Origin of the sequence: Desulforhopalus singaporensis (assembly GCF_900104445.1) — a bacterium.
In the GTDB taxonomy this organism is placed as follows: domain Bacteria; phylum Desulfobacterota; class Desulfobulbia; order Desulfobulbales; family Desulfocapsaceae; genus Desulforhopalus_A; species Desulforhopalus_A singaporensis.
The window spans coordinates 64165-85523 of the sequence record NZ_FNJI01000024.1 but is presented as its reverse complement, the minus strand read 5'-3'; the positions used below and the strand labels follow the sequence as shown (position 1 = coordinate 85523).

Below are 21359 nucleotides of genomic sequence, written 5' to 3'. Positions count from 1 at the left end.
AGAAAAACCTCAGTGGAATTTTCACCATTCTGATGATGCTGGCTTTCCTTGTCGACCAGGCACAGCAGTTGAGTTGCTGGCTGTTTCAGGCTGCACTTGTAAAGGGAAGGATAAAAAGAACCCTTTGGGAACTCATCCGCTCTACCATGCAGTTATTTGAGGTAGATTCCATGGAGAGAGTCCTGCGGATAATAGTTTTTGGCAGCAAGGAGGCTTTCAAAACGTAATGGCTTCTTGCTCAACCCCAAAGACGTTGTTTCAAAGATCAAAGCCCCATGAAAAAATCATATTTCCATGGGAAAATGGATTGATGTGCCCAAGAAACAGTCAATTTTAGGAAAAAAAAGACTTCATCTCCGGATAAATCGTAGATTAAAGCCTTGCTCCTTTAAAATTCATCATGACAACCTCTGATACCTCATGAAGAGTTGCGTCTTTGGCGAATAAGTCGCTAAAACGGGAATAGCTGACCGAAAGCTGACTTTTGGAGGAATAAATATCGCCCTGCGCGTTGGACGTCTGTGAGCGTTTCAGGATTGACCTGTTGTTCTCTATCGAATTCGGCCCGTGATACCAGACTATATTTACATTGTCTGTATAATTCAGCCATACTTCTGACGAAGAAAAATAAATATTGATGGTTTTGCGAATGAGAAAATGTCTCACCACCATGGTCATAATGAAATAAAAACTTGGAACGACTCAATCGTAGACCAGAGATCAGCCTGTTCCTCTTGTTTTACAAATCTTTCATCTGCTCTTAGAAAGATCCGGAAGGAAAAACCGAAGATAGTGACACGGTCCCTCCCAACTTTATGTATAGGTCAGGATTTAAAGGGCAAGAGCCTCTCTCTAACCCAGAGAGGCATCGGAATCTGCACTGTATCTGAAGGTAACAAAGCCATACGGGGCTGTCCTCCCTCCCGGAAAAGTATACGCACCTTTCTTGAAAAGAAGTTTTCTGTCCAATGATTTTAGTTAACTGGTAATCTCTTCTGCTTTTATGCACCGCCAATAATGCGGGGAGTATCCAATAGGGGGAGAGGAGAGGTTACCCTCGGTAATATGGTTGTACCTGCTGCAGTGTGATAAGATAAGGTGATAAGAGAAACTCTGACAAAATATTTGGTAGGTAAAGAGATGAAAGACATCATAAAAATAATATGTGCGCTATTATTTCCGCCGGTAGCGGCTTTTTTGCAGGTTGGTCTGGGGATGCATTTCTGGTTAAATATTTTGTTCACCATATTAGGGGTGATACCAGGGATGATTCATGCTATCTGGCTGATTGTGAAAAATAAATCATAGGGCGATCATGGACTCGCTTGGACTCGACTTCCCGTGAAGCTGTGTCTCGCAAACCGGTGGCAATACCTTTAAATTTCTGGCGTACATTGTCTTTTGGTACCTCGACGAACAGCTGTAATTTCGTTTGACGGTAATGTTCAGAACTGTACCTTGTGCAAAATTTCATCAACAGCAGTGGAGTCGACACCGTGCCTGGTTAAAATCTCTTTGGCATGCTCTTCAAATTTCATGCGCTTGACCTCTGAACGGCTTTCACTTAACCCCTGCTGTATATAGCAGTTGATGATCTGCTTATAATCCGTTTCGTCCAGGACGGCTGCTTCCTTAACTTCTTCCAATAGCTTGGCGGGTATCTCCAGAGTGATGGTTACGGTGGGCTGGTCGGCATATTCAGAAGGCATCTGGCATAATCTCTCTTTCATGATTGGTCCTCCTGTCAGGTTGAAGACATGGTTTTTCTTTAATTATACGTGAAGACCTTCTTGCGGGTCAACGCCGCAGGGCGGGCGGTGGATTCAGGCAGATCCACCCGGCATCAGCCTATCGTTTAGGTCAACCCGCTGTTGCCACCTGTTCTGAGCAGGGGGGAAGTCGTTGCCGGCGGATGAACGTTTAGTAAACGTGCTGATATCCCTATTCTATCCCTTCAGCTATCTGCGAACGAAACCTGTCAAGGGCGCGACGGATCGGTTCAGGCGTTACGATGCCGTCGCCGGAAGCGATCGTCTGCAACTGAACGCTTGTTGTCAACAGTTCATATTCCTTGAGCAGTCTTTGCTTGTCCGGATGGGCTTTAATTAAGGCAAGAATTGCAAATTGTATCGCTATTACTTCGGCTTCAACAATCATTTCGGCTCCTTTTTTATAGCCAGTTGAAAAATATTGTAAAACGGTGGTGTAATGTCCCTTCTGTATCGTGTGATTTCTTTAATCATATCATAGTAAAAAACCACAATACGAGACGGTATTGCCGGATTTGTTCCGCATGTAAATGCGGGTCGAAATCGTGGTCGGAGGGGTCCGCTACAGGGAGTTACTGTCAGTGGCTTGTACAGGACGTGCGGCCATATCGCATGCCGGGATCTGTTGTTGCCGAACCACCACCATGGTAAAATGAGTTGTAGGCTGCGGTATCGACCAAGTTGTCTGCCGGTTCGGGCCAGGACCGGCAGGAGGGTGACCAGACAACTCTATAGAGTGGAGGGACCGTATGTTTGATTTTGTCATGACCAAGACGCAGGAAAGGCTTCGTGATGAGGCCAGGGCTTTTACCAGGTGGGTTCCCAGGGAAATGATCCTGGACATGGATGCGGAGAAGATCCAGTTTCCTCACGGGTACCTCAAGGAAGCCGGAAAAAGAAATCTCTTAGGTATAAGGATTCCGCGGGAATACGGGGGCCGGGGGCTCGGCTGGGTTGACAATGCAATTGTGGCCGAAGAGATCGGGGTGGCCAGTTACTCCCTGGCTTGTCTCTGGGGCGTTGGTGCTGATATTGTCTGTGATGCTATCGTCAATTTTGGCTCCGAAGAGCTCAAGCAGGAGATTGTTGTTCCCCTGCTCAAAGGAGATCTGTATGCTGCAGAGGGGCTGACCGAACCCAGGGGTGGCTCCGATTTTTTCGGGACCACGACCAAAGCGGTGAAAAAAGGAGATGAGTGGGTCATTAACGGTCATAAGCGTTTTATAGTGGGGGCCGAAGGAGCCGACTGGTTTTTGATTTACGCCGTGACCGATCCCGGTGCACCTCCGCACCGACGGTTATCCACCTTTATGGTTCCAAGAGATGCCGGGGGGGTGGAAACACAATATATCTACGGTCTGATGGGGGTTCGGGGAGGTGGTGCAGGGCGATTGTCGCTCAAAGATGTTCATGTGCCTGAACGTTTTGCGCTCAATGGAATAAACGGGGGTGTCGACGTGTTCCAGCATATGATGATCCCGGAACGGCTGGGGACCGCAGCGATGACCATCGGTGCTGTGCGGCCTGCACTTGAGATCGCAACTGGCTATACTTCCCGCCGTAAAGCTTTTGGCCGGACGATCGAGAATTTCCAGGCCGTCGGATTTAAAGTTGCAGATTGTGCCTCGCTGCTGGATACGGCGCGGGCACTTGTCTACAGTACCTGTCTTGCCGTTGACAGCGGCCAGACAGGCCCCGGTCGGATTCGCAGGATGATTTCGCAATCGAAAAAGTTTACCAGTGAAGCCGCCTGGGAGGTTGTTAACAAATGCATGCAGGTGGTCGGCGGCATCGGCTATACTAATGTCTACCCCCTGGAACGGATTCTGCGTGATATCAGGCTGTCGATGATCTGGGTGGGGACCAACGAGATTATGCAGCTCATCATCCAGACCGAATGGTACAAAGAGTATCAGGACGCTCTTTCTCGGTCCGGGGTGCGCGATGTTGAGGCGGACTCAGTCAATGCCCATCATATTGAAGAAAAGGTTTACGAATAGCGCCGGACCAACTGTCACTGCCCAGGGTGCGGGTTTTTTGTCACTTCACTCAGGTGAGATTGATTTCATCCAGGATCTTTTCTTGTCTTTGTAACAGAAGATTGGCAAAATCCTGATCCGGGGTGCCTGTGGGAGACAACATACGATAAAAGGTAACAATGGACCGCAACATGTTTGACCCCGGGAGATATCTTCACCGTGTGAAGTATAGCGGAAGCGTAAAGAGTAACTACGACGGACTCGAACTTTTGCATCGGGCCCAGGTAGGTACGATCCCGTTTGAGAACTTTGACATTATTCTAGGGCGGGGGATATCGCTTGAGCCCGGAGCACTTTTCGACAAACTTGTCCGCAGGCCGCGGGGAGGTTACTGTTTTGAGCTGAACGGCCTTTTCCTTATGGCTCTTGGCTATTTCGGCTTCGATGCAAGACCGCTTCTGGCGAGGGTTCATCAAAACGGGATACCGATGGGGCGGGGGCATCAGGTTTCACTTGTTACCATCGGAAAAAAGAGTTGGCTTGTCGATGTCGGGTTCGGTGCCCCCCATCTTCCTGCGCCGGTGCCGTTGGCAACCGGGTGCTCCGTAACTCTCGACGGACAGATGTTTCGCCTGATCGATGCGGAACCTTTCGGCATTATGCTGCAGACCAAAAAAAACGACCTGTGGCAGGATCTCTACAGTCTTGATCTGGAGCTTGTCTGGCCCAAAGACATTGCCTACGGCAATCATTACACTTCGACTCATCCCGACTCGTTTTTTACCTTCACCTGCGTCGCAGCTCTCCCATCATCTGACGGACGGGTCTCGCTATGCAACCGGAGCCTTAAGATAATCAGCGGCCGGAAGCAACAGGTTTGCGAGCTTGGTCCGGGACAAGCGTATCTCGATGCGCTGAAAACGTATTTCGGTATCGATCTCGATGTGTCCCACGACGTTTTATCCGGGCGGTGCATGCAGGGACAGCTGGAGGAAGACATCGCATTCTAGGATATGCGACAGGGAAAACCCATGTGGTTACGCCGTGGCAAAGGTGCCATTAGAGGGATTGTTTTATAAGTTCCAGACGAATGCTCACCTCGGTGCGCAGGACACCGTCAATTGCGTTAACTTCTTCCAGAAGTGTCTTGAGTTGACTTTGCGAACGTACGCTGAATTCCAGGTCGAAATCTGCGGCTCCGGTCAGGTGTGCGATATACCACAGTCCCTTCAACGAGCGCAGCTCCTCAATGATCTCCTTCGTTTTTCTGGTATCCACCGTCAGCCTGATATTACCGTCCGTCCAGTATCCAAGCATCGATCTGTTGCGGACAGCAATGACCCTTATAAATCCTTCATCAATCAATCTTTTGATGCGTTTCCGGATTGTTGCTTCTGAGCTGTTTAATTTTTTTGCAAGTTCCGTATTGGGTTGGCGTCCGTCCTGTTCCAGGAGATTGATTATTTCAAGATCGAGGTCATCTATCTTCTGGCGCGCATGATTCCGCTCGTTCATCGTTTTTTCTCCATTTTTTTTTCACGAATATCGTATCAGCAGTTTTTGGTTTGTGCAAGCACTTCTCTTTTGAGAAAGAAGAATCCTGGTACTGGAATATCTGCTTAATTTTCTGAAAATATATGAAAAAAGTGACCTGTTGGTCTGGGCCACGAATTCGGTTTTTATCCTCTGCTCCTGCGATGTGAATTTTAGCTGTCCCAAATTATCTGTTTCTGGCAATGGTTTAGTTGACGATATTCGTTAAATAATGCAAATACAGTTATTTGAATCGAACATAATTATTGACATTCGTTATGTATGAGGATATCTTTTGGCTAATATATAACCATGGTTAATTTCTGGATGAAGATCACGCCGCACTGCCTGGAATGTTAGGGGCATTTCCGGACATAAACGGTTTAGCAAGGTAACGGTTTGCTGTGTGCCTGCGGTGAGCTGATTACAATAAAACAGGAGATTTCTATGGAACACTACGGAGTTATAAGTCTGATCCCCGCACTTTCTGTACTCGTCCTGGCCTTGGTGACCAAGCGTACTCTTGAAGCGCTGATCGGTGGAACTCTGGTCGGTTTTGTTATCTGGAAAAAAGATGATTTCTTCAGCGGTTTTTCCGATGCAGCCCTTAAGGTTATGGGCGATCCGACCATTGGGTGGATCATTTTAGTCTGCGGTCTGTTCGGCAGTCTTATCGCGTTGCTGGTAAAATCCGGCGGAGCATTGGCTTTTGGCTCTTTTATCGTCCGGTTCGTCAAAAGTCGCAGGAGCGCCCTGTTTGCAACCTGGATTCTTGGACTCGTCATATTTATAGATGATTACCTTAATGCGCTGACGGTGAGCTCGGCCATGAAGAAAGTTACCGACCGCTTTAAGATTTCGAGGGAAATGCTGGCGTATGTCGTTGACTCCACGGCAGCACCTGTCTGTGTATTGTTGCCGTTTTCCACCTGGGCGATTTTTGTGGCGGGACTTCTTGAATCTACCGGAGCAAGCGGGCAGGGAGAAGGGTTGAGTCTTTATGTCAGCACCATACCGTGCATGATTTACGCCTGGGTTGCCGTGCTTTTGGTTCCTCTGGTGTCCCTTGGGGTTATTCCCAATCTCGGGCAAATGAAAAAAGCTGAACTCAACGCGCTCAATGGTAATCCTGATAATCTGACTGAAAGCCTTCAGTCAGGCGGGTTGGACCAGGATCTTCATTTCAGTGATGGCGAAGTGCCTCTGTCCGGCGATATTGCTTCCAAGGCACTGGAGTGTCCCAAGCTATACAATTTCCTGATTCCCATCGCGGTACTCATCTTCTTTACCGTTTACTTTGATATTGATGCTTTTAAAGGTGTCTTGATTGCGACCACTGTAGCGATCATTCTTTTTGCCGTCCAGAAACTGATGTCGTTAAACGAGCTGTTTGACACCTGCATCAGCGGGTTTACCACGATGATTCCGCCCCTTGCGATAGTGGTCACTTCTTTCATGCTCAAAGAGGTGAATGACGGTCTGGGGCTGACGAACTATATCATCGAGACGGTCAAGCCGTTTATGGGGCCTGCCCTGCTGCCTGCGGTCGCCTTTGTGTCGCTGTCCCTGGTAACGTTTGCCACCGGTTCCTTCTGGGGGGTCTATGCGGTCGCTCTGCCGATAGTCGTTCCTCTGGCTCAGTCGATCGGTGTGTCTATGCCGCTGGCGATAGGGGCGGTAATTTCCGCCGGGGCTTTCGGCAGCCATGCCTGTTTCTACGGCGACGCAACGGTCCTGTCGGCAACCGGAAGCGGGTGTTCTCCGATGGCCCATGCTCTGACACAGCTTCCTTATGCTGTTTTGTCGGCGGGGTTGACGACACTGTTCTTCATCATTGCCGGAGTGGTTATGAGCTAACGGGTGAAGCGAGATAGACAACAATTTTTTCACAAGAGATGAAAATATCGGTGATGGTGCACGGCAGGTCCAGCCTGTTTCGGTTCAAACTGACTATGGACCGGCAATCAAGCTGATGCTGCTGTGCAAGCAAACGTTTTTGGAGGACAACGGTGAGAAAAGTGACAGTTGCGGCAACGCAGATGACAATTGAATGGGATCTGTCCAAAAACCTGGAGAAGGCAGAAATGGTAATTCGCCAGGCAGCCGATATGGGCGCCGACATAATTCTTATCCAGGAGCTCTTTGAGACCCCTTATTTTTGCATCGAACAGCAGGCTAAGCATTTTGATCTGGCAACCACCCTGGAAGACAATGTCAGTATCAGAAGATTTCAGCAACTGGCCAGGGAATTGAAGGTGGTGCTTCCTTTCAGCTGGTTCGAACGGGCAAACAGGGCGTTTTTTAATTCTGTAGCCGTGGTGGACGCCGATGGCGCCATCCTTGGAACTTACAGAAAAACACACATCCCCAATGGGCCTGGATATCAGGAAAAACATTATTTCAACCCGGGAGATACCGGTTTTAAGGTGTGGAAAACCAAGTATGCCGCTATCGGCGTGGGGATCTGCTGGGATCAATGGTTCCCCGAGTCGGCTCGTTGCATGGCGCTGATGGGTGCCGAGATCCTGATGTATCCGACAGCCATTGGCTCCGAGCCTCTGCCGGCTCCGCCCGTCAACAGCTGCGGTCACTGGCAGCGGGTAATGCAGGGTCACGCCGGTGCCAATATTATGCCACTGGTAGCGTCCAATCGCATCGGGGTCGAGACGGCAACCAACGATGACAACACCAGCATTACCTTTTACGGTTCATCGTTTATTGCCGATCATACCGGTGCCAAGGTCAAGGAAGCAGAAAGGGACAAGGAGCAGATTCTCGTCCATACCTTTGATCTTGACAGTATCAGGAAATACCGTGAAGGCTGGGGCGTTTTCAGGGATCGCCGGCCCCATTTGTACGCACCGATTTTAACCCTGGACGGTCAAGGTCGAGGTGTTAACGGTGGTACCTGACCTCAATATCGGCAACTCCCTGGCTAAACAGGAGTTGTCAACGCGATGTTACAGGTGTGTCGCAATCATTTTACCTCCTTTGTTTATCCGGATCGGAGGATAACGTTTTCGGAGTTCTGATGTGAATGACAATCGTCTATTTATCAATGCCAAGATCCTGACCATGGATGAAGCAGCACCGAGGGCGGAGGCCTTGTACATTGAAGGCAGCCGGATAGTTCGGGCAGGCAGGACAGCTGATTTTCAATCCTTGATCGAACAGGGGGTAGAACCTGTGGATATGGGTGGAAAAACCATCCTTCCAGGATTTATTGACGCACATCAGCATATGATGCTCACCGGATTGTTGGCAACGGCGATCGATATGAGCTCTACTGCAACCATTGACGAGGTGCTTGGCCTATGCAGGGAAGCAGCTTATCACGCCGGGAAAGGGGAATGGATCCGGGGAAGTATGCTTAACGACGTCAATCTGCGGGAAAAGCGGATGCCCGATCGATACGAGCTGGACCGCGCCGTTGCCGATCATCCGGTTTACCTTCTTCATCCGACGGTACATCTCTGCTCTTTTAATACAGCAGGCTTGAAGGCTCTTGATATCCCGGAAAATCTCAACGGGGTGGACCGGGACGCAAATGGGCCTACCGGGGTGATCCGCGATCCGGCAATAGTTACCCATATTCTGGGGAAAATGTCGAAGCTTCTGCCCGATGCAATGAAAAATTCGGCGATTGATACCGCTGCCCTGATGGCCCTTAAAAAAGGAATAACCACACTGCACGCACTGGACGGCGGAGATTTCGGCCCAGGAGAAACTGGGCTCATCCTGCAGCGGGCTCACTCGCTTCCCGTAAGGATTGTGGGGTACAACCAGTCGATGGATATAGCCGAATCGAAACAGCTTGGGCTGCCCCGGATAGGAGGGTGCATCTGCGTGGATGGAGCGTTTGAAGCGCATACCGCGGCATTATTCGAGCCCTATTCCGATGCCCCGGATAATTGCGGGGAGCTGACATATAGTCAGGAAAAGATGAACTCTTTTGTCAGGGACGCCAACCGTGAAGGACTGCAGATCTCGGTTCATTGCGAGTCGGAGCGGGCTATCGAGCAGGTCCTTAATGCTGTTGAGCTGGCTTTAGAGGATTGTCCCCGATCGGATCATCGCCACCGGATTGAGCATCTGGAACTGCCCGCCTGGAGTCAGATCGAAAGGATGAACAGGCTGGGGGTGACAACCTGTATGCAGCCGGCTTTTATCCCGGCATTCATCGGTGCAGAGGATATGTGCCACTATCGCAGGTTACTGGGTGAAAAACGTCTCGACCGGGTCCATCCATACCGAACGTTGCTCGATAGCGGTATAACAATCGCCGGAGGATCCGACTCTCCGGTAACTCCATATTCCCCGCTGGACGGGATACGGGCTGCTGTTAGCCACCCTAACAGCAGGCAGCGTGTTACCCGGACCGAAGCATTGCGGATGTTCACCAGTTCCGCGGCATGGATTGGTTTTGAAGAACGACAGAAAGGCACAATCCGAGAGGGGATGAGAGCGGATCTGGTCGTTCTGGACAAAGATCCGCTAAGCTGTACCGATAATGAACTGGCAACGATTGCAATAAACGAGGTGTATGTAAGCGGCCAGTTGCAATTTACCGGCCGATAACTGTCCGGCCATCTGATCGATAATTGTTTCACCCCTGCAACCGGTGGCCACCCGGTTGCGGGGGCTTAATACACAGATATATTGGACAGCTTTCACTGTTGTTCCAAAGCGTCATGATGTGAAGGGCCGGCATGGTTAAAATAGAGCGGCCTGTGGCTTGGGCGGGCGAGTCTGTCAGATGGTTTTCAACCTTTTTTTAAAAAACACTCTTTTTAGTTCCTCCAGTTTCGTTATTAGATATTACTGATCCGGAAGCAAACAGGACAGATCACTGCGATATTATGTGAACGATATTGCGATGATATTGTTGTGATGTGGAATATTGGTTTTGTCGCAGAACGTTCAATCGGTTAATAATAGTATCGATTATCAAAATAGATTCTATCCATACTTTCCAGATAGACAAATAATACGCTGAGCAGTTTTGCCAGATTTTCAGGCTTGCTCTGTTTTTACATGGCTTTAACGATTTTTCTCGATAAATCCTTTGGTCATGTCAGCAACATGCTCACTGTCGCATCCCCGAAGAATAGAGCTGACGCTGACAATCGATGGAGGCATGATCAATATCGATGACAGTGCGGACGAGTAGAAATGTTTTGATTATTATTTGTTGATAAATGTTTGATTTTTAAAAAGAAAATATTTTTATGCTGGTGGTGTCTGTAAAAAGTATATCCATACTTGTGGTGATATTTTAATAAAATATGAATCAGCAGGTAAGTGTTCTAGCTTAAGTGGTTTTTTGTTTAATATGATGAAGTGATAAATGCATAAATAAAAAGTAATAGATAATTATGAAAATAGAAAAAGAGTATGTTGAATTTCCTTGATCGGGTGAAGATATAAATAGAAGTAAAGATGATGACTCGCGGAATTCATTGCTTTAAATGTACAGAGATTCCATGAGAAATTAATATAGAATAATAAAACAGAAAAATGGAGTAGCATAGTTTTTTGTTTTTGCCAATATATATGCAATGATACATTGCGTATATAATTTTTTGTAGAACACTGTTTGTTATTTGGTGAAAATGAAAATAGTATCACCGTTCTTGGCCACAAAGTTGGTGTGTGAGAATTATGCTTCCAATATCTTGGATGGTGTTATGTAGCTGAAAACATGTTGCTTTGTGAAATGTTTAGTCGTGATTCCGGTAAAGACTTCTCTTTGAAAGTTACCGGATTAATAACAGAAATTAAGTAGTTGATCCTGTTGCAACAGAGATGGAGAAAAAGGTGATCTTTCGTTTATAAGGTCAGGAGAATGACACCTGCCGTTGTTTTCAGATTATGCACAGCTGATCGTAACACCGGAGATCGCAATCCAAGCTTTACGTCTGCGGTAGTGGTTGCCGCCGGTTGTCTTGGTGTTTTTTCGTCAAGACTGTAGACAGGCTACCGTCCATATAAGGGAAGGGATATCGTGCGGTGTGTTGAAAATTTAAAATTATTGGCTGTTTTAAGACATGTGCAGACACGATTTTTGGAAAAAACTGCCTGCCGGGAACTTACTAACAAAGTAATTGCCTATTATCACCTCTTGACCTGTGAATGAGCAGCGTATATAAGTAGGCGAGCACATGAAAAATAGGTTTCCGGCGGGGTTTCTGCCGGTGCTTTAGTAATGGAGCTAGCTGTAAAACCACAAAACAAAAGAGGAGAAAAAGAATGAACAAAAAGATTTTGCGTACGTTTGCAATGATGGCGGCTTTGTTGTTATGCTTTGCCGTCGCGGCACATGCCAAAACCTTGAAACTTGCAATGGACGCGGATCCTGTCTCCCTGGATCCCCATGTGCAGCTTTCAGGAGGTATGCTGCAATATTCTCATATGGTGTTTGACCCGCTGGTACGATGGGCGCCCGATGGGAGCTTTGAACCGCGACTTGCGGAAAAATGGGAAGTTGTCAACGATACTACTACCCGGTTTCACCTGAGAAAGGGAGTGAAATTCCACTCCGGTAACGAATTCACCGCCGACGACGTTGTTTTTACTCTTGCCCGTCTTAAAAAATCAGACGACTTCAAGGGGCTTTTCGAGTACTTCACCGATGCTAAGGCTGTTGACGCCAACACCGTTGACCTGATCACCAAGGAGCCTTATGGGCTGGTTATGGCAATGGCCACTTACATCTTCCCGATGGACAGCAAGTTCTACACCGGAACCGATGAAAAGAACGGCAAGCCTAAGGACCTGATCCTCAAGACCGATTATTCTTTCGCCAACTTCAACGAATCCGGCACCGGACCTTTTATGGTAGTCGAGCGGGAACAGGGAGTGAAAACCGTATTTAATCGTTTTGCCGATTACTGGAACAAGGATACCGGTAACGTGACCGAGATCATTTTCACCCCGATCTCCGAGGCACCCACCAGGGTGGCCGCGCTGCTCTCAGGCGATGTTGATTTCATTATGCCGGTGCCTCCGGCAGACCTTGAGCGGATAGAGAACACTGAAGGACTCAAGCTGGTTACCATGTCCGGTTCAAGGATAATCACTTTTCAGCTCAACCAGAAGCGTCGTCCGGAATTTGCCGATCCCAAGGTTCGTCTTGCCATGGCTTATGCCTATAATAACGATGGCGTTGTCAAAAAGATCATGAAAGGTTTTGCCACTGCCGCGGAACAGAACTCCCCGAAAGGATACCAGGGGTTCAACCCGACCCTGAGTTCCCGTTACGACGTTGCCAAGGCAAAAGAGCTGATGAAGGAAGCAGGCTACGAGAATGGATTTGAAGCGACCATGATCGCGCCGAACAATCGTTATGTCAACGACGAAAAACTGGCCCAGGCTTTTGTCGCCATGATGAGCAAGATAGGTATCAAGATCAGCCTCAAGACCATGCCCAAAGCCCAGTATTGGGACCAATTCGACGCTCAGGTAGCAGATATTCAGATGATAGGCTGGCATTCCGATACCGAGGATTCCGCAAACTTTTTTGAATATCTCTACATGTGCCCGGACAAGGAAACCGGACGTGGTCAGTACAACTCCGGTAACTACTGCAGCAAGGAAGTGGACGAGCTGACCCTTGCTTCCAGTTCCGAAACCGATATCGCCAAACGCGCTGAGATGCTGCAACAGGTTGAAAAAATTCTCTATGACGAGGCCGCCTTCATTCCGCTTCACTGGCAGAATCTCTCCTGGGCGTCCAAGAACAACATGAACACTCAGGACATAGTAAACGTAATGAACTTCCCCTACTTTGGCGATCTGGTAATCAAGTAACCCGGAGCCGGAACTGTTTTTGGGAAGCAACCTGTTACAGGGGCAGCCTGCAGACTACTGCAGGCTGGCCCTGTCTTTTATCGGAACACGACTATGTTCGCATTTACTGTAAAAAGAATTGCTCAGGGCATCCTGGTGATGCTCATAATAAGCTTCATAGGGTTTGGCATCAAACATAACTTCGGCGACCCGGTAAGGGAGCTTGTGGGGGAGCGTGTCACCCCGGAGGAACGTGCTCAGATTCGTGAAAAGCTGGGACTCAACGATCCCTTTATGGTCCAGTACGTCCGGTTTTTGAAAAATGCCGTCCAGGGAGATCTGGGCCGGTCCTTCTTCTTCAAGAAACCGGTAACCGAGGTTATCGCCGCAAAAGCTCCCGCCACCCTGGAACTTGTTTTCTGCGCTTCACTCATCGTTGTCGGGCTGTCGATTCCACTGGGAATCTACGCAGCCATTCATCCGAAAAAACTTTTCAGCAGGCTGATCATGGGGGGATCGATTATCGGGGTGTCCATGCCGGTGTTTCTTACAGCCATCCTGCTTATCTATATTTTCTCCGTCGAACTCGGCTGGCTGCCTTCTTTCGGCAGGGGTGAGACGGTGACTGTCTTCGGTTTCTGGGACAGCGGTCTTTTGACCAAGGAAGGTCTCAGGCACCTTATCATGCCTTCCATAGCTTTATCCTCCATCATGTTGCCGCTGTTTATCAGGCTGATCCGTTCAGAAATGATGGAGGTGCTTGAATCTGAATACGTAAAATACGCCTGGGCGAAAGGAATCAAACCGCGAAGAGTATGGTATGTCCATGCCTTCAAGAACACGCTTCTGCCGGTTATTACCGTGGGCGGCGTGCAGCTCGGTATCATGGTGGCTTTCACCATTCTGACCGAGACGGTTTTCCAGTGGCAGGGGATGGGGTCAATGTTTATAGAATCGGTGACCCGTGCCGACACCGCGCTCATGGTTTCCTATATTGTTGTCGTCGGAGCCATTTTCGTTGTGGTCAACACCATTGTCGACATAATCTACGGACTGGTCAATCCGGTCGTCCGTGTTACCGGGAGAAAATAGCATGGTAACGACTTGGAATCGAATAAAAAACTCTGACTTTATTTACCACTTCCTGCGCGACCCCGTCGCCTGCGTCTCTTTTATGATCCTGCTGGTGCTGGTGGTGTCTTCTTTTGCCGCGCCGATTATTGCGCCCCATGATCCGTACAATCCGGCGACAATTGATATCATGGATTCGGAGCTGCCGCCTGCCTGGAACGCCGAGGGGACTGCCAAGTTTCTGCTCGGCACCGACGATATGGGCCGCGATCTGCTTTCCACCATGCTCTACGGAATGCGGATCTCGATTATTATCGGTCTGGGAGCCGTCGCCCTACAGGCTTTTCTTGGTATCGTAATCGGGCTGCTTTCGGGCTATATCAAGCGACTCGACACCATACTGATGCGTATTGCCGACGTCCAGCTGTCGTTTTCCACCTATATGATAGCCATTTTCATCGGGGCCATTTTCCAGATGATGTTCGGGGTCGCCAACTATGAGCAGATTGCCGCACCTCTCTTGATACTGATCATCGGGCTTGCAGAGTGGCCCCAGTATGCCCGTACGGTAAGGGCATCGGTACTTGCCGAGAAAAAAAAGGAGTACGTCGAGGCTGCCAGGGTGATCGGGCTTTCCAATATACGGATTATGTGGCGTCATATTTTGCCCAATACCCTCTCGCCGGTACTGGTTATTTCAACGGTCCAGGTGGCCAACGCCATTATGAGCGAGGCGGCCCTCTCTTTTCTGGGGCTTGGCATGCCCATGACCAAACCATCGCTGGGATCGCTTATCACCGCAGGATTTGAATACATCTTCTCAGGGTCGTGGTGGATCACCATTCTGCCAGGAATTCTCCTGGTGCTGCTCATTCTTGTTATCAATCTGCTGGGCGACTGGGTCCGTGATTATCTCAACCCCAAGCTTTATAAAGGATAAATCGTGTCGGAACTTCTTAAAATAAAGAATCTCAACGTGGACTTTGCCCTGCGGGAGCGGACCTTGAGAGCCATAAACGACGTCTCAATCTCCATAGACAAAGGGGAACGGCTCGGGGTTGTCGGTGAATCCGGGGCGGGAAAGTCGGTACTCGGGTTTTCCATCATCAACCTGATTTCAAAACCCGGCTATATCGATTCGGGGCAAATTGTCTTCAAGGGTGAGGATATCTCCAAATACAGCTATGACCGTATGCGAACCATCCGGGGAAATCAGATTTCCATGATTTTTCAGGACCCGATGATGACCCTGAACCCGGTTCTTTCCATCGGTGAGCAGATGCGCGAGACGGTTTTCGCCCATATGAACGTCAGCAAGGCCAAAGCCAACGAGATCTGCGTGGAAAAGCTCAAGAAGGTGTACATTCCCTCTCCGGAAAAACGGCTCAATCAATATCCCCATGAATTCTCCGGCGGCATGCGCCAGCGTATAGTTATCGCCATTTCACTGCTGACAAACCCCGACCTGATAATTGCCGACGAGCCGACCACGGCCCTTGACGTTACCATCCAGGCGGAGATCATGGATCTGCTGCTTGAGCTGTGCAAAACAGACAACATGGGGCTCATGCTCATCACCCATGATCTCTCGGTTGTATCTCAGGTGACCCAGAGGATCGCCGTCATGTATGCCGGCACCATAGTCGAGCTTGGCGACACCGCCACGGTTGCACATAAGCCGCAGCATCCATACACCGTAGGTCTGCTTGGCGCATTGCCCCAGCGTGCCGGATCGGAAAAACGGCTCAACCAGATTCCGGGTGTCATGCCGGGGCTCGCCAAGATACCCGCAGGCTGCCCTTTTAGCGACCGCTGCTCCCTGGTCGGCGATATCTGCCGGGAAAAACGGCCGCAACTACTGGAAAAAACAAATGGAATCCGGGTGGCATGCCACTTCGTCGAATAAGCGGAATCAGCTGTTAAGTGAAAACAATGACAACAAACAATCCAGAAATACTGGTCAGCATCAGAAACGTAGTCAAACATTTTGACATCTCGGGCGGCTGGCTAGAGCAGATAAAATTTGACAATGGCCGCATCACCAGGAAACAGTCCATCGTAAAGGCAGTGAACGGTATTTCCTTTGACATTAAAAAGGGACAGACCGTAAGCGTAGTGGGGGAGTCGGGCTGCGGAAAGTCAACCCTTGCAAGAACTGTGATGGGACTCTATCCGCCCAATAGCGGGGAGATTCTCTATCAGGGAAAGAGAATCGACAACCTGTCGGATGCAAAACTCAAGCACTACCGCACAAGGATGCAGATGGTCTTCCAGGACCCTTATGCCTCTCTTAATCCGCGGATGACGGTCGGCAAAACCTTGAGAGAGCCGATCCGTTTTCATCGCCCGGAACTCAAAGAGGGTCAGGTTGCGGAAAAGGTGGCGGAGGTCATGGCAAAGGTGGGTATAGATCCCGATTGGCAGGATCGTTTTCCCCATGAGTTTTCCGGCGGCCAGCGTCAGCGCATCTCCATAGCCAGGGCGCTGGCCCTTGATCCCGATTTTATCGTCGCCGATGAGCCAATAGCCGCGCTTGATGTCTCGATTCAGGCCCAAATCCTCAACCTGATGATGGATCTGCAGGAAAAAAGCGACCTTACCTATCTCTTCATCAGCCATGATCTCTCGGTGGTCGAGCATATATCAGACGTGGTGGCGGTGATGTATCTTGGTTCACTTTGTGAGATGGCTCCGAAAAAGCAGCTTTTTGACAATCCCGCACATCCATATACCCAGGCTCTGCTGTCGGCGATTCCGAAACTGGGGCACGAATTCTCCCATGAGAAATTAAAGGGGGATATTCCAAGCCCGATAAATCTGCCTGCCGGATGTGTTTTCCATACCAGGTGCAAGTACGTCAACGACCGGTGCCGGTCCGAGATTCCCGCCCAGAGAGCAGGGGACGGCAACACCATTGTCGCCTGCCATGCGGTGGAGGAAAAGAGGATCTGACCCGCTTGCGGATTTTTTCAGGTCCGGTGCTCTTCGGGTTGCCAGCAGTTGGCTATTCTGGGGATCCGGGGGATTTTTCCGGTGCCGTGACGGGATCGATTGCAGGGGCGCTGTCGCCGCCTGGCTTCTGCCGGTACTCTCTTACCGCTGACTCTTCGGCCTTGCGAATTGCCGCAAGGCTTCTTTTTCCCCCCTCTGTCCCGGGAGCTTCCTTGCCCAGAATAAGGTGCACCACCTTGCCGGGATCATATCCCGATTCCTGGTTTGCCGGCAACAGTCTCTGATCGCTTGATGAAATATGGAAAATGCCGCCTGCGATCAGGGTGTTGGCGACATCCAGGACCACATTGTCCGGATATTGATCGAGTTTTCTTGACATCGACACCACGTCGGTGAATTCTCCGGATGCGTGTTTTCCGTAAATATGGTCCATGATGTCGAATGCCGCGCCCAGCAGCAGTGACGGGGAATCAGCCCGGGGAATTATCCGGAACGTTTTCAGATTTTGCAGGGCGAAGGCCAGCTGGGCACCGGCAAGTATGAATATCCAGCCAAGGTAGATCCATACCAGGAATAATGGAAATGTAGCGAAAGAGCCATAGATGGCGTTGTATTTGGCGACTCCTATCTGCATGGAAATGTAAATATTCTGAACCCCGAACCAGAGAAGAGCGGCCAGGAAGGCACCCGCTGATGCGGGTAAGCTTTTGACCTTGGTGTTGGGAAAAAAAATGTAGATCGCGTAAAACGAGACCGTGATGAACAGTACCGGCAACGCCTGGAGCAGCAGGGATTGGAGCCAGCTGAAAGGGATCAGTATATCGATTTTGGAAGCCAGGGCCGGGTTTTTTATAAATGCGCTGGCGGCAAAAGCTACATTGAGGGAAAAGGGAAAAAGAATAAGTAAGGTGGTGTAGTCGGCGATTTTCCTCATCAGCGGTCTACTGGTATTTATCCTCCAGATAGCGTTCATGGCACTCTCTATATGGTTGAATACCAGCAACACACTGAGCAGAATACCGATCACACCGAACGTGCCCAGGGTTGTAAAATTGGTTCTTTCCACATAGCCGAACAATTTGTCCACCGCCGAGCGGAGATGTTTGGTCAGGGAATTGTCAGAGGTTTCCTCCGCTGACGGCAGTTGCTCGTCCCTGTTGTTGTTCTTGACACCGGGGAGGGAAAAAGTCTGGGTATTTTCCAGGGTTTCGATGTAACTGTAGACGGCCACCCTCAACTGGTTGCCGCCGCCGAGCCCTTTGACAATGGCAGTGCTCATGGCCAGCATCGGTACCAGGGAGAGCAGGATAGTGTAGGTCAGGGCTCCGGAACGTAGCGAGAGGTTGTTTTCACCAAACTGCCGGACGGTTATCCAGACGAGACGCAGCAGATATCGCAGCAGACGTTCTGGCTTTGAACCGTTTCCGGGCTCCAGGTCGAGCCATGCACTAAATGATTCCCTTGTCATAATGAAGCCTTGTAAAACAACGTTGGTGAGGGGCGTCCCCTGGTGTTGGTGAAAACGCCCCGATCCCAGCGATTATGGCGCTGGTTTTGGTGGTAGGTCAAGGAGCATGCTGCCAATGGCACCACTGTCAGCTTGCTGCAAAGATTTCCTTTTTTGTTACAGCTTCTGATTTAATGCGATCCAGCAGTTCTGCCAGTACCGGTTTAATGTTTTCCCGAATGTCGCCGGCAACTATTATGAACAGGAGATCGTCGCCGGGCTGAAAAGTGCCGCTGTATGCTTTGACAATTATTTCGAAGATGCCCTCTTTAGCCAGATATTCCTGGCGCAATTTTTCGATCTTGTCGAGGTCCGGCGTTACCTCGAGCGCTGTCACTCCGGCCCTGTCCTTGCGCGACCAGTTTCTGACAACACCGTTATGAATCAGGATCATTCCGACGTTATCTTTGAATTCCGGACGCTTTTTCAGTTCTTGTATGGTTTTTGTAATATCCATTTTGTTTCCTGATGGGGGTTGCCTGCGTAATACATATGGCGCAGGAATTTACCGATATACAGATGGCGGTGTCGACCGGGCTTCGATTCTATTATGAAAACAGGTTCTGGTTCGACGGTTAATCCGCCTGACAATGTAATATCGAGGTTGGTTGTGGTTGCATGAAGTTATGGTCAACATATTCGCTTTTTTTCTTCATGTAAACAAAAGGTAACAGCAAAACACAGCTTATGGTCAATGAGCCGATTTTTCATCCTGGCCTCTTTACAGCTGCTGCACAAGAGGAATGATGAGTTCCTGGCTGTGGCGGAGCTGGGCAAGGTTGATTGTCGAATTGTACCGCTCAAGCAGCCATAAGGGGATGTCGAATTTATTGTAACAGAGATCCCACAGGGTGTCTCCGGGCTCTACGGTGTACATTGTCTTTCCGATTACGGTATAAGCCGAAAAAAAATCCTCTTCAGTCTCGTTGAGGAAATCGAGCCGTTTTTCCTCAAATTTGTCAGGGCTCACGTGGTTGAAAAAAAGTTGTATTTTTTGTCCGGGACTTATCTGCCTCCCCCGTGGCAGGTTGCTCATTCTGGTGAGGGTGGCAATGTCGGTGTTGAGCCATTGGGCAAACAGTTCCAGGGATTCTTCCGGCTGAACGACCACTTGTCCCACCTTGAAATCACCTCTGGTGGTAATGTTGAATACATTGTAGATGGTCGGGTCTTTGGACGGCAGAAAATCAGTGCTTTGCCAGGACGTCGGCTTGTTCTTCTTGGCAGCGGTCAGAACCGGCGGCGCACCTCCCTGAGGGCTGAGTGCCACTATTTTGGGTTTTGCGTTGAGAACAGCTACAGGCGACACTGGGACGAAGCCGATGCCGCCGTGAGAAAGGGGTATGCGCAGTTTCTGGCGGATATAGATAGTGGAAAATCGATCCAGATTGTTGGCACTCAGCAGATCACTGAGGCTAATGTCGTACTGTCTGGCGATGGCGCCGGCGGTCTCACCTTTTTTTACCCTGTGAAACAGATTCTGATTCTGTGACGACTTGAAGCGAGACGAAGGAAAGGAGTTGATCAGTTTGGCGGTACTTTGTTCGTTCGGCAGACGGAGGGTGTAACCTTCGGGGACGAGTTTTTCACCGCCGAAGACCGGAGCCCTGAGCGCCGGATTGAGTCTTTGCAACGTTGCCACGGTTGTTCGAAAATGGTCGGTCAGCTGGTTGATGTGGACAAATCCTCGGAGTTTGAAGGTTGTTACCCTCTGGGGGCGGTGCAGTCTGTATTTTTTTTCAAGTTTCTCGGCAACCATCCTGGCGGCGAGAAATTCCGAATAAAAATTTTTTGAAGCGAACTTGAAGTACCCTTTCTGGTAATTGCGGTATATCTCGGAGTAGCTGCCCTTGTCTTCCCTGGCCCTTAACATTCCGGCTAGGCCGTAGTTGTAGGAGGTGATGGCCAACGGCCATGTGCCAAGTTTTTCATAACTGTTGCGCAGATATTTTGCTGCGGCGTGGGTTGCCAAAATCGGGTCGAGGCGCTCGTCCACCTCTGAATTTATCATCATGTACAGTTTACCGGTGCTTCTCGTGAACTGCCACATGCCAGCTGCGCCGAACTTCGAGTAAGCCCTGGTGTTGAAAGAAGATTCTACATGAGGAAGATAGGCAAGATCTTCGGGAAGGTTGTAAGAACGGAATATGGCTCTTATTTCCTCTAAGAAGGCACCTGACTTTACCACCCCCTCGAGAAACCGCTCTTTCTGGCCTCTCTGGCTGCGAACATTTTTAGCGGCGTTTCTCAACTCCTGTAACCTGTTCGGGCCGGTGAAAAGAGCGGCGATACGTTTTTCTTCGCCAGTGACAGGAGATCCGCCCGCAAGCCTTGTGAGCATTCTGCTGTAGTTTTCAATGGCCTGCTGTTGCCTTTGGGAGTTGATCTTGGATGCCCCTGGCGTCTTGTCGTCAACGAGCGATATTACTCCGTAGACCTTTGATAAGTCATCTGAATCATGTATAACAGCCTGGTTCAGGGAGTAGGTCGAATAAATTTTTTCCCAGAAATTAACGTTGTCAACGATGGCGTAATAGAGCGGGAATGGTTTGCTGGCTGCTGAACAGGTAAGAGTTCCCGGCAATACAAGGAACAAAATGGTGCTTGCCAGCAGGATGAACCAGCGGACTGGTCTGGTTGTCATCGAACAGAGGGTAGTTGTCTGAGATACTTGGCGACCGGGCATGGCAGAAATATGCATTGACTCTTGGAAAAACTGGCTCATAGTAAATACATTTATCATAATAACATCAATTTATA

At 49.5% G+C, this 21359-nt stretch carries 17 protein-coding genes and 1 pseudogene; 12 read left to right on the top strand and 6 right to left on the bottom strand.

Translation table 11 applies throughout. The features are described from left to right. Nucleotides 1-227: pseudogene (locus BLQ17_RS22685) on the top strand (transposase); the annotation flags it as partial. Nucleotides 228-1140: 913 nt separating this feature from the next. Then, a complete protein-coding gene (locus BLQ17_RS15585) occupies nucleotides 1141-1308 on the top strand; it encodes a YqaE/Pmp3 family membrane protein (protein WP_092224485.1) in 168 nt (55 codons plus the stop codon). Between the two features lie 137 nt (nucleotides 1309-1445). Here the strand turns inward: BLQ17_RS15585 and BLQ17_RS15580 are convergent, their stop codons facing one another. Together BLQ17_RS15580 and BLQ17_RS15575 are read right to left on the bottom strand one after the other, a co-directional pair. Continuing rightward, nucleotides 1446-1730: a hypothetical protein gene (locus BLQ17_RS15580; RefSeq protein WP_092224483.1), complete on the bottom strand. Its 285-nt coding sequence runs from the start codon at nucleotides 1728-1730 to the stop codon at nucleotides 1446-1448. A gap of 211 nt (nucleotides 1731-1941) precedes the next feature. Next, nucleotides 1942-2157: a hypothetical protein gene (locus tag BLQ17_RS15575; RefSeq protein WP_092224481.1), complete on the bottom strand. Its 216-nt coding sequence runs from the start codon at nucleotides 2155-2157 to the stop codon at nucleotides 1942-1944. A 361-nt stretch (nucleotides 2158-2518) separates the two neighbouring features. Between BLQ17_RS15575 and BLQ17_RS15570 the strand changes: the two genes are divergently transcribed. Both BLQ17_RS15570 and BLQ17_RS15565 read left to right on the top strand, forming a co-directional pair. Continuing rightward, the gene (locus tag BLQ17_RS15570) at nucleotides 2519-3769 is read left to right on the top strand and encodes an acyl-CoA dehydrogenase family protein (protein WP_092224479.1); all 1251 of its coding nucleotides are present in this window, start codon (nucleotides 2519-2521) and stop codon (nucleotides 3767-3769) included. Between the two features lie 200 nt (nucleotides 3770-3969). Next, nucleotides 3970-4758 carry an arylamine N-acetyltransferase family protein gene (locus BLQ17_RS15565; RefSeq protein WP_218121815.1) on the top strand — a complete coding sequence of 263 codons (789 nt, stop codon included), beginning with the start codon at nucleotides 3970-3972 and terminating at the stop codon, nucleotides 4756-4758. Nucleotides 4759-4807: 49 nt separating this feature from the next. On the opposite strand, the gene BLQ17_RS15560 is transcribed toward BLQ17_RS15565, so the two are convergent. Continuing rightward, nucleotides 4808-5263, bottom strand: a complete 456-nt coding sequence (locus BLQ17_RS15560; RefSeq protein ID WP_092224475.1) for an Lrp/AsnC family transcriptional regulator — start codon at nucleotides 5261-5263, stop codon at nucleotides 4808-4810. A 465-nt stretch (nucleotides 5264-5728) separates the two neighbouring features. Here BLQ17_RS15560 and BLQ17_RS15555 point away from each other — a divergent pair, with 465 nt between their 5' ends. The 8 genes from BLQ17_RS15555 to BLQ17_RS15520 all read left to right on the top strand — a co-directional run bounded on the left by BLQ17_RS15555 (nucleotide 5729) and on the right by BLQ17_RS15520 (nucleotide 17092). Then, nucleotides 5729-7138 carry a Na+/H+ antiporter NhaC family protein gene (locus BLQ17_RS15555; protein WP_092224473.1) on the top strand — a complete coding sequence of 470 codons (1410 nt, stop codon included), beginning with the start codon at nucleotides 5729-5731 and terminating at the stop codon, nucleotides 7136-7138. A 152-nt stretch (nucleotides 7139-7290) separates the two neighbouring features. Then, nucleotides 7291-8193 (top strand): N-carbamoylputrescine amidase, encoded by a 903-nt coding sequence (aguB, locus tag BLQ17_RS15550; RefSeq protein WP_245695181.1) that lies wholly within the window; start codon nucleotides 7291-7293, stop codon nucleotides 8191-8193. Between the two features lie 121 nt (nucleotides 8194-8314). Then, a complete protein-coding gene (locus BLQ17_RS15545; RefSeq protein ID WP_092224471.1) occupies nucleotides 8315-9859 on the top strand; it encodes an amidohydrolase in 1545 nt (514 codons plus the stop codon). 1701 nt (nucleotides 9860-11560) lie between these two features. Then, nucleotides 11561-13090 (top strand): ABC transporter substrate-binding protein, encoded by a 1530-nt coding sequence (locus BLQ17_RS15540; RefSeq protein WP_342674191.1) that lies wholly within the window; start codon nucleotides 11561-11563, stop codon nucleotides 13088-13090. A 93-nt stretch (nucleotides 13091-13183) separates the two neighbouring features. Then, entirely contained in the window at nucleotides 13184-14161 is a 978-nt protein-coding gene (locus BLQ17_RS15535) for an ABC transporter permease (protein ID WP_092224468.1), read from the top strand. A 1-nt stretch (nucleotide 14162) separates the two neighbouring features. Next, on the top strand, nucleotides 14163-15080 hold the full coding sequence (locus BLQ17_RS15530; protein WP_092224466.1) for an ABC transporter permease: 918 nt from the start codon (nucleotides 14163-14165) through the stop codon (nucleotides 15078-15080). 3 nt (nucleotides 15081-15083) lie between these two features. Beyond that, entirely contained in the window at nucleotides 15084-16046 is a 963-nt protein-coding gene (locus BLQ17_RS15525; protein WP_092224464.1) for an ABC transporter ATP-binding protein, read from the top strand. Between the two features lie 26 nt (nucleotides 16047-16072). Beyond that, complete coding sequence (locus BLQ17_RS15520) at nucleotides 16073-17092, top strand: ABC transporter ATP-binding protein (RefSeq protein WP_092224462.1); 1020 nt, start codon at nucleotides 16073-16075, stop codon at nucleotides 17090-17092. A 52-nt stretch (nucleotides 17093-17144) separates the two neighbouring features. Here BLQ17_RS15520 and BLQ17_RS15515 read toward each other — a convergent pair whose 3' ends face one another. The 3 genes from BLQ17_RS15515 to BLQ17_RS15505 all read right to left on the bottom strand — a co-directional run bounded on the left by BLQ17_RS15515 (nucleotide 17145) and on the right by BLQ17_RS15505 (nucleotide 21243). Further along, nucleotides 17145-18560, bottom strand: coding sequence for a YihY/virulence factor BrkB family protein (locus BLQ17_RS15515; protein ID WP_092224460.1), 1416 nt, complete (start codon nucleotides 18558-18560; stop codon nucleotides 17145-17147). Between the two features lie 127 nt (nucleotides 18561-18687). Beyond that, on the bottom strand, nucleotides 18688-19056 hold the full coding sequence (locus BLQ17_RS15510; RefSeq protein WP_092224458.1) for a molybdenum cofactor biosynthesis protein MoaE: 369 nt from the start codon (nucleotides 19054-19056) through the stop codon (nucleotides 18688-18690). A 264-nt stretch (nucleotides 19057-19320) separates the two neighbouring features. Next, nucleotides 19321-21243, bottom strand: a complete 1923-nt coding sequence (locus BLQ17_RS15505; RefSeq protein WP_176761264.1) for a LysM peptidoglycan-binding domain-containing protein — start codon at nucleotides 21241-21243, stop codon at nucleotides 19321-19323. Between the last annotated feature and the right edge of the window lie 116 nt (nucleotides 21244-21359).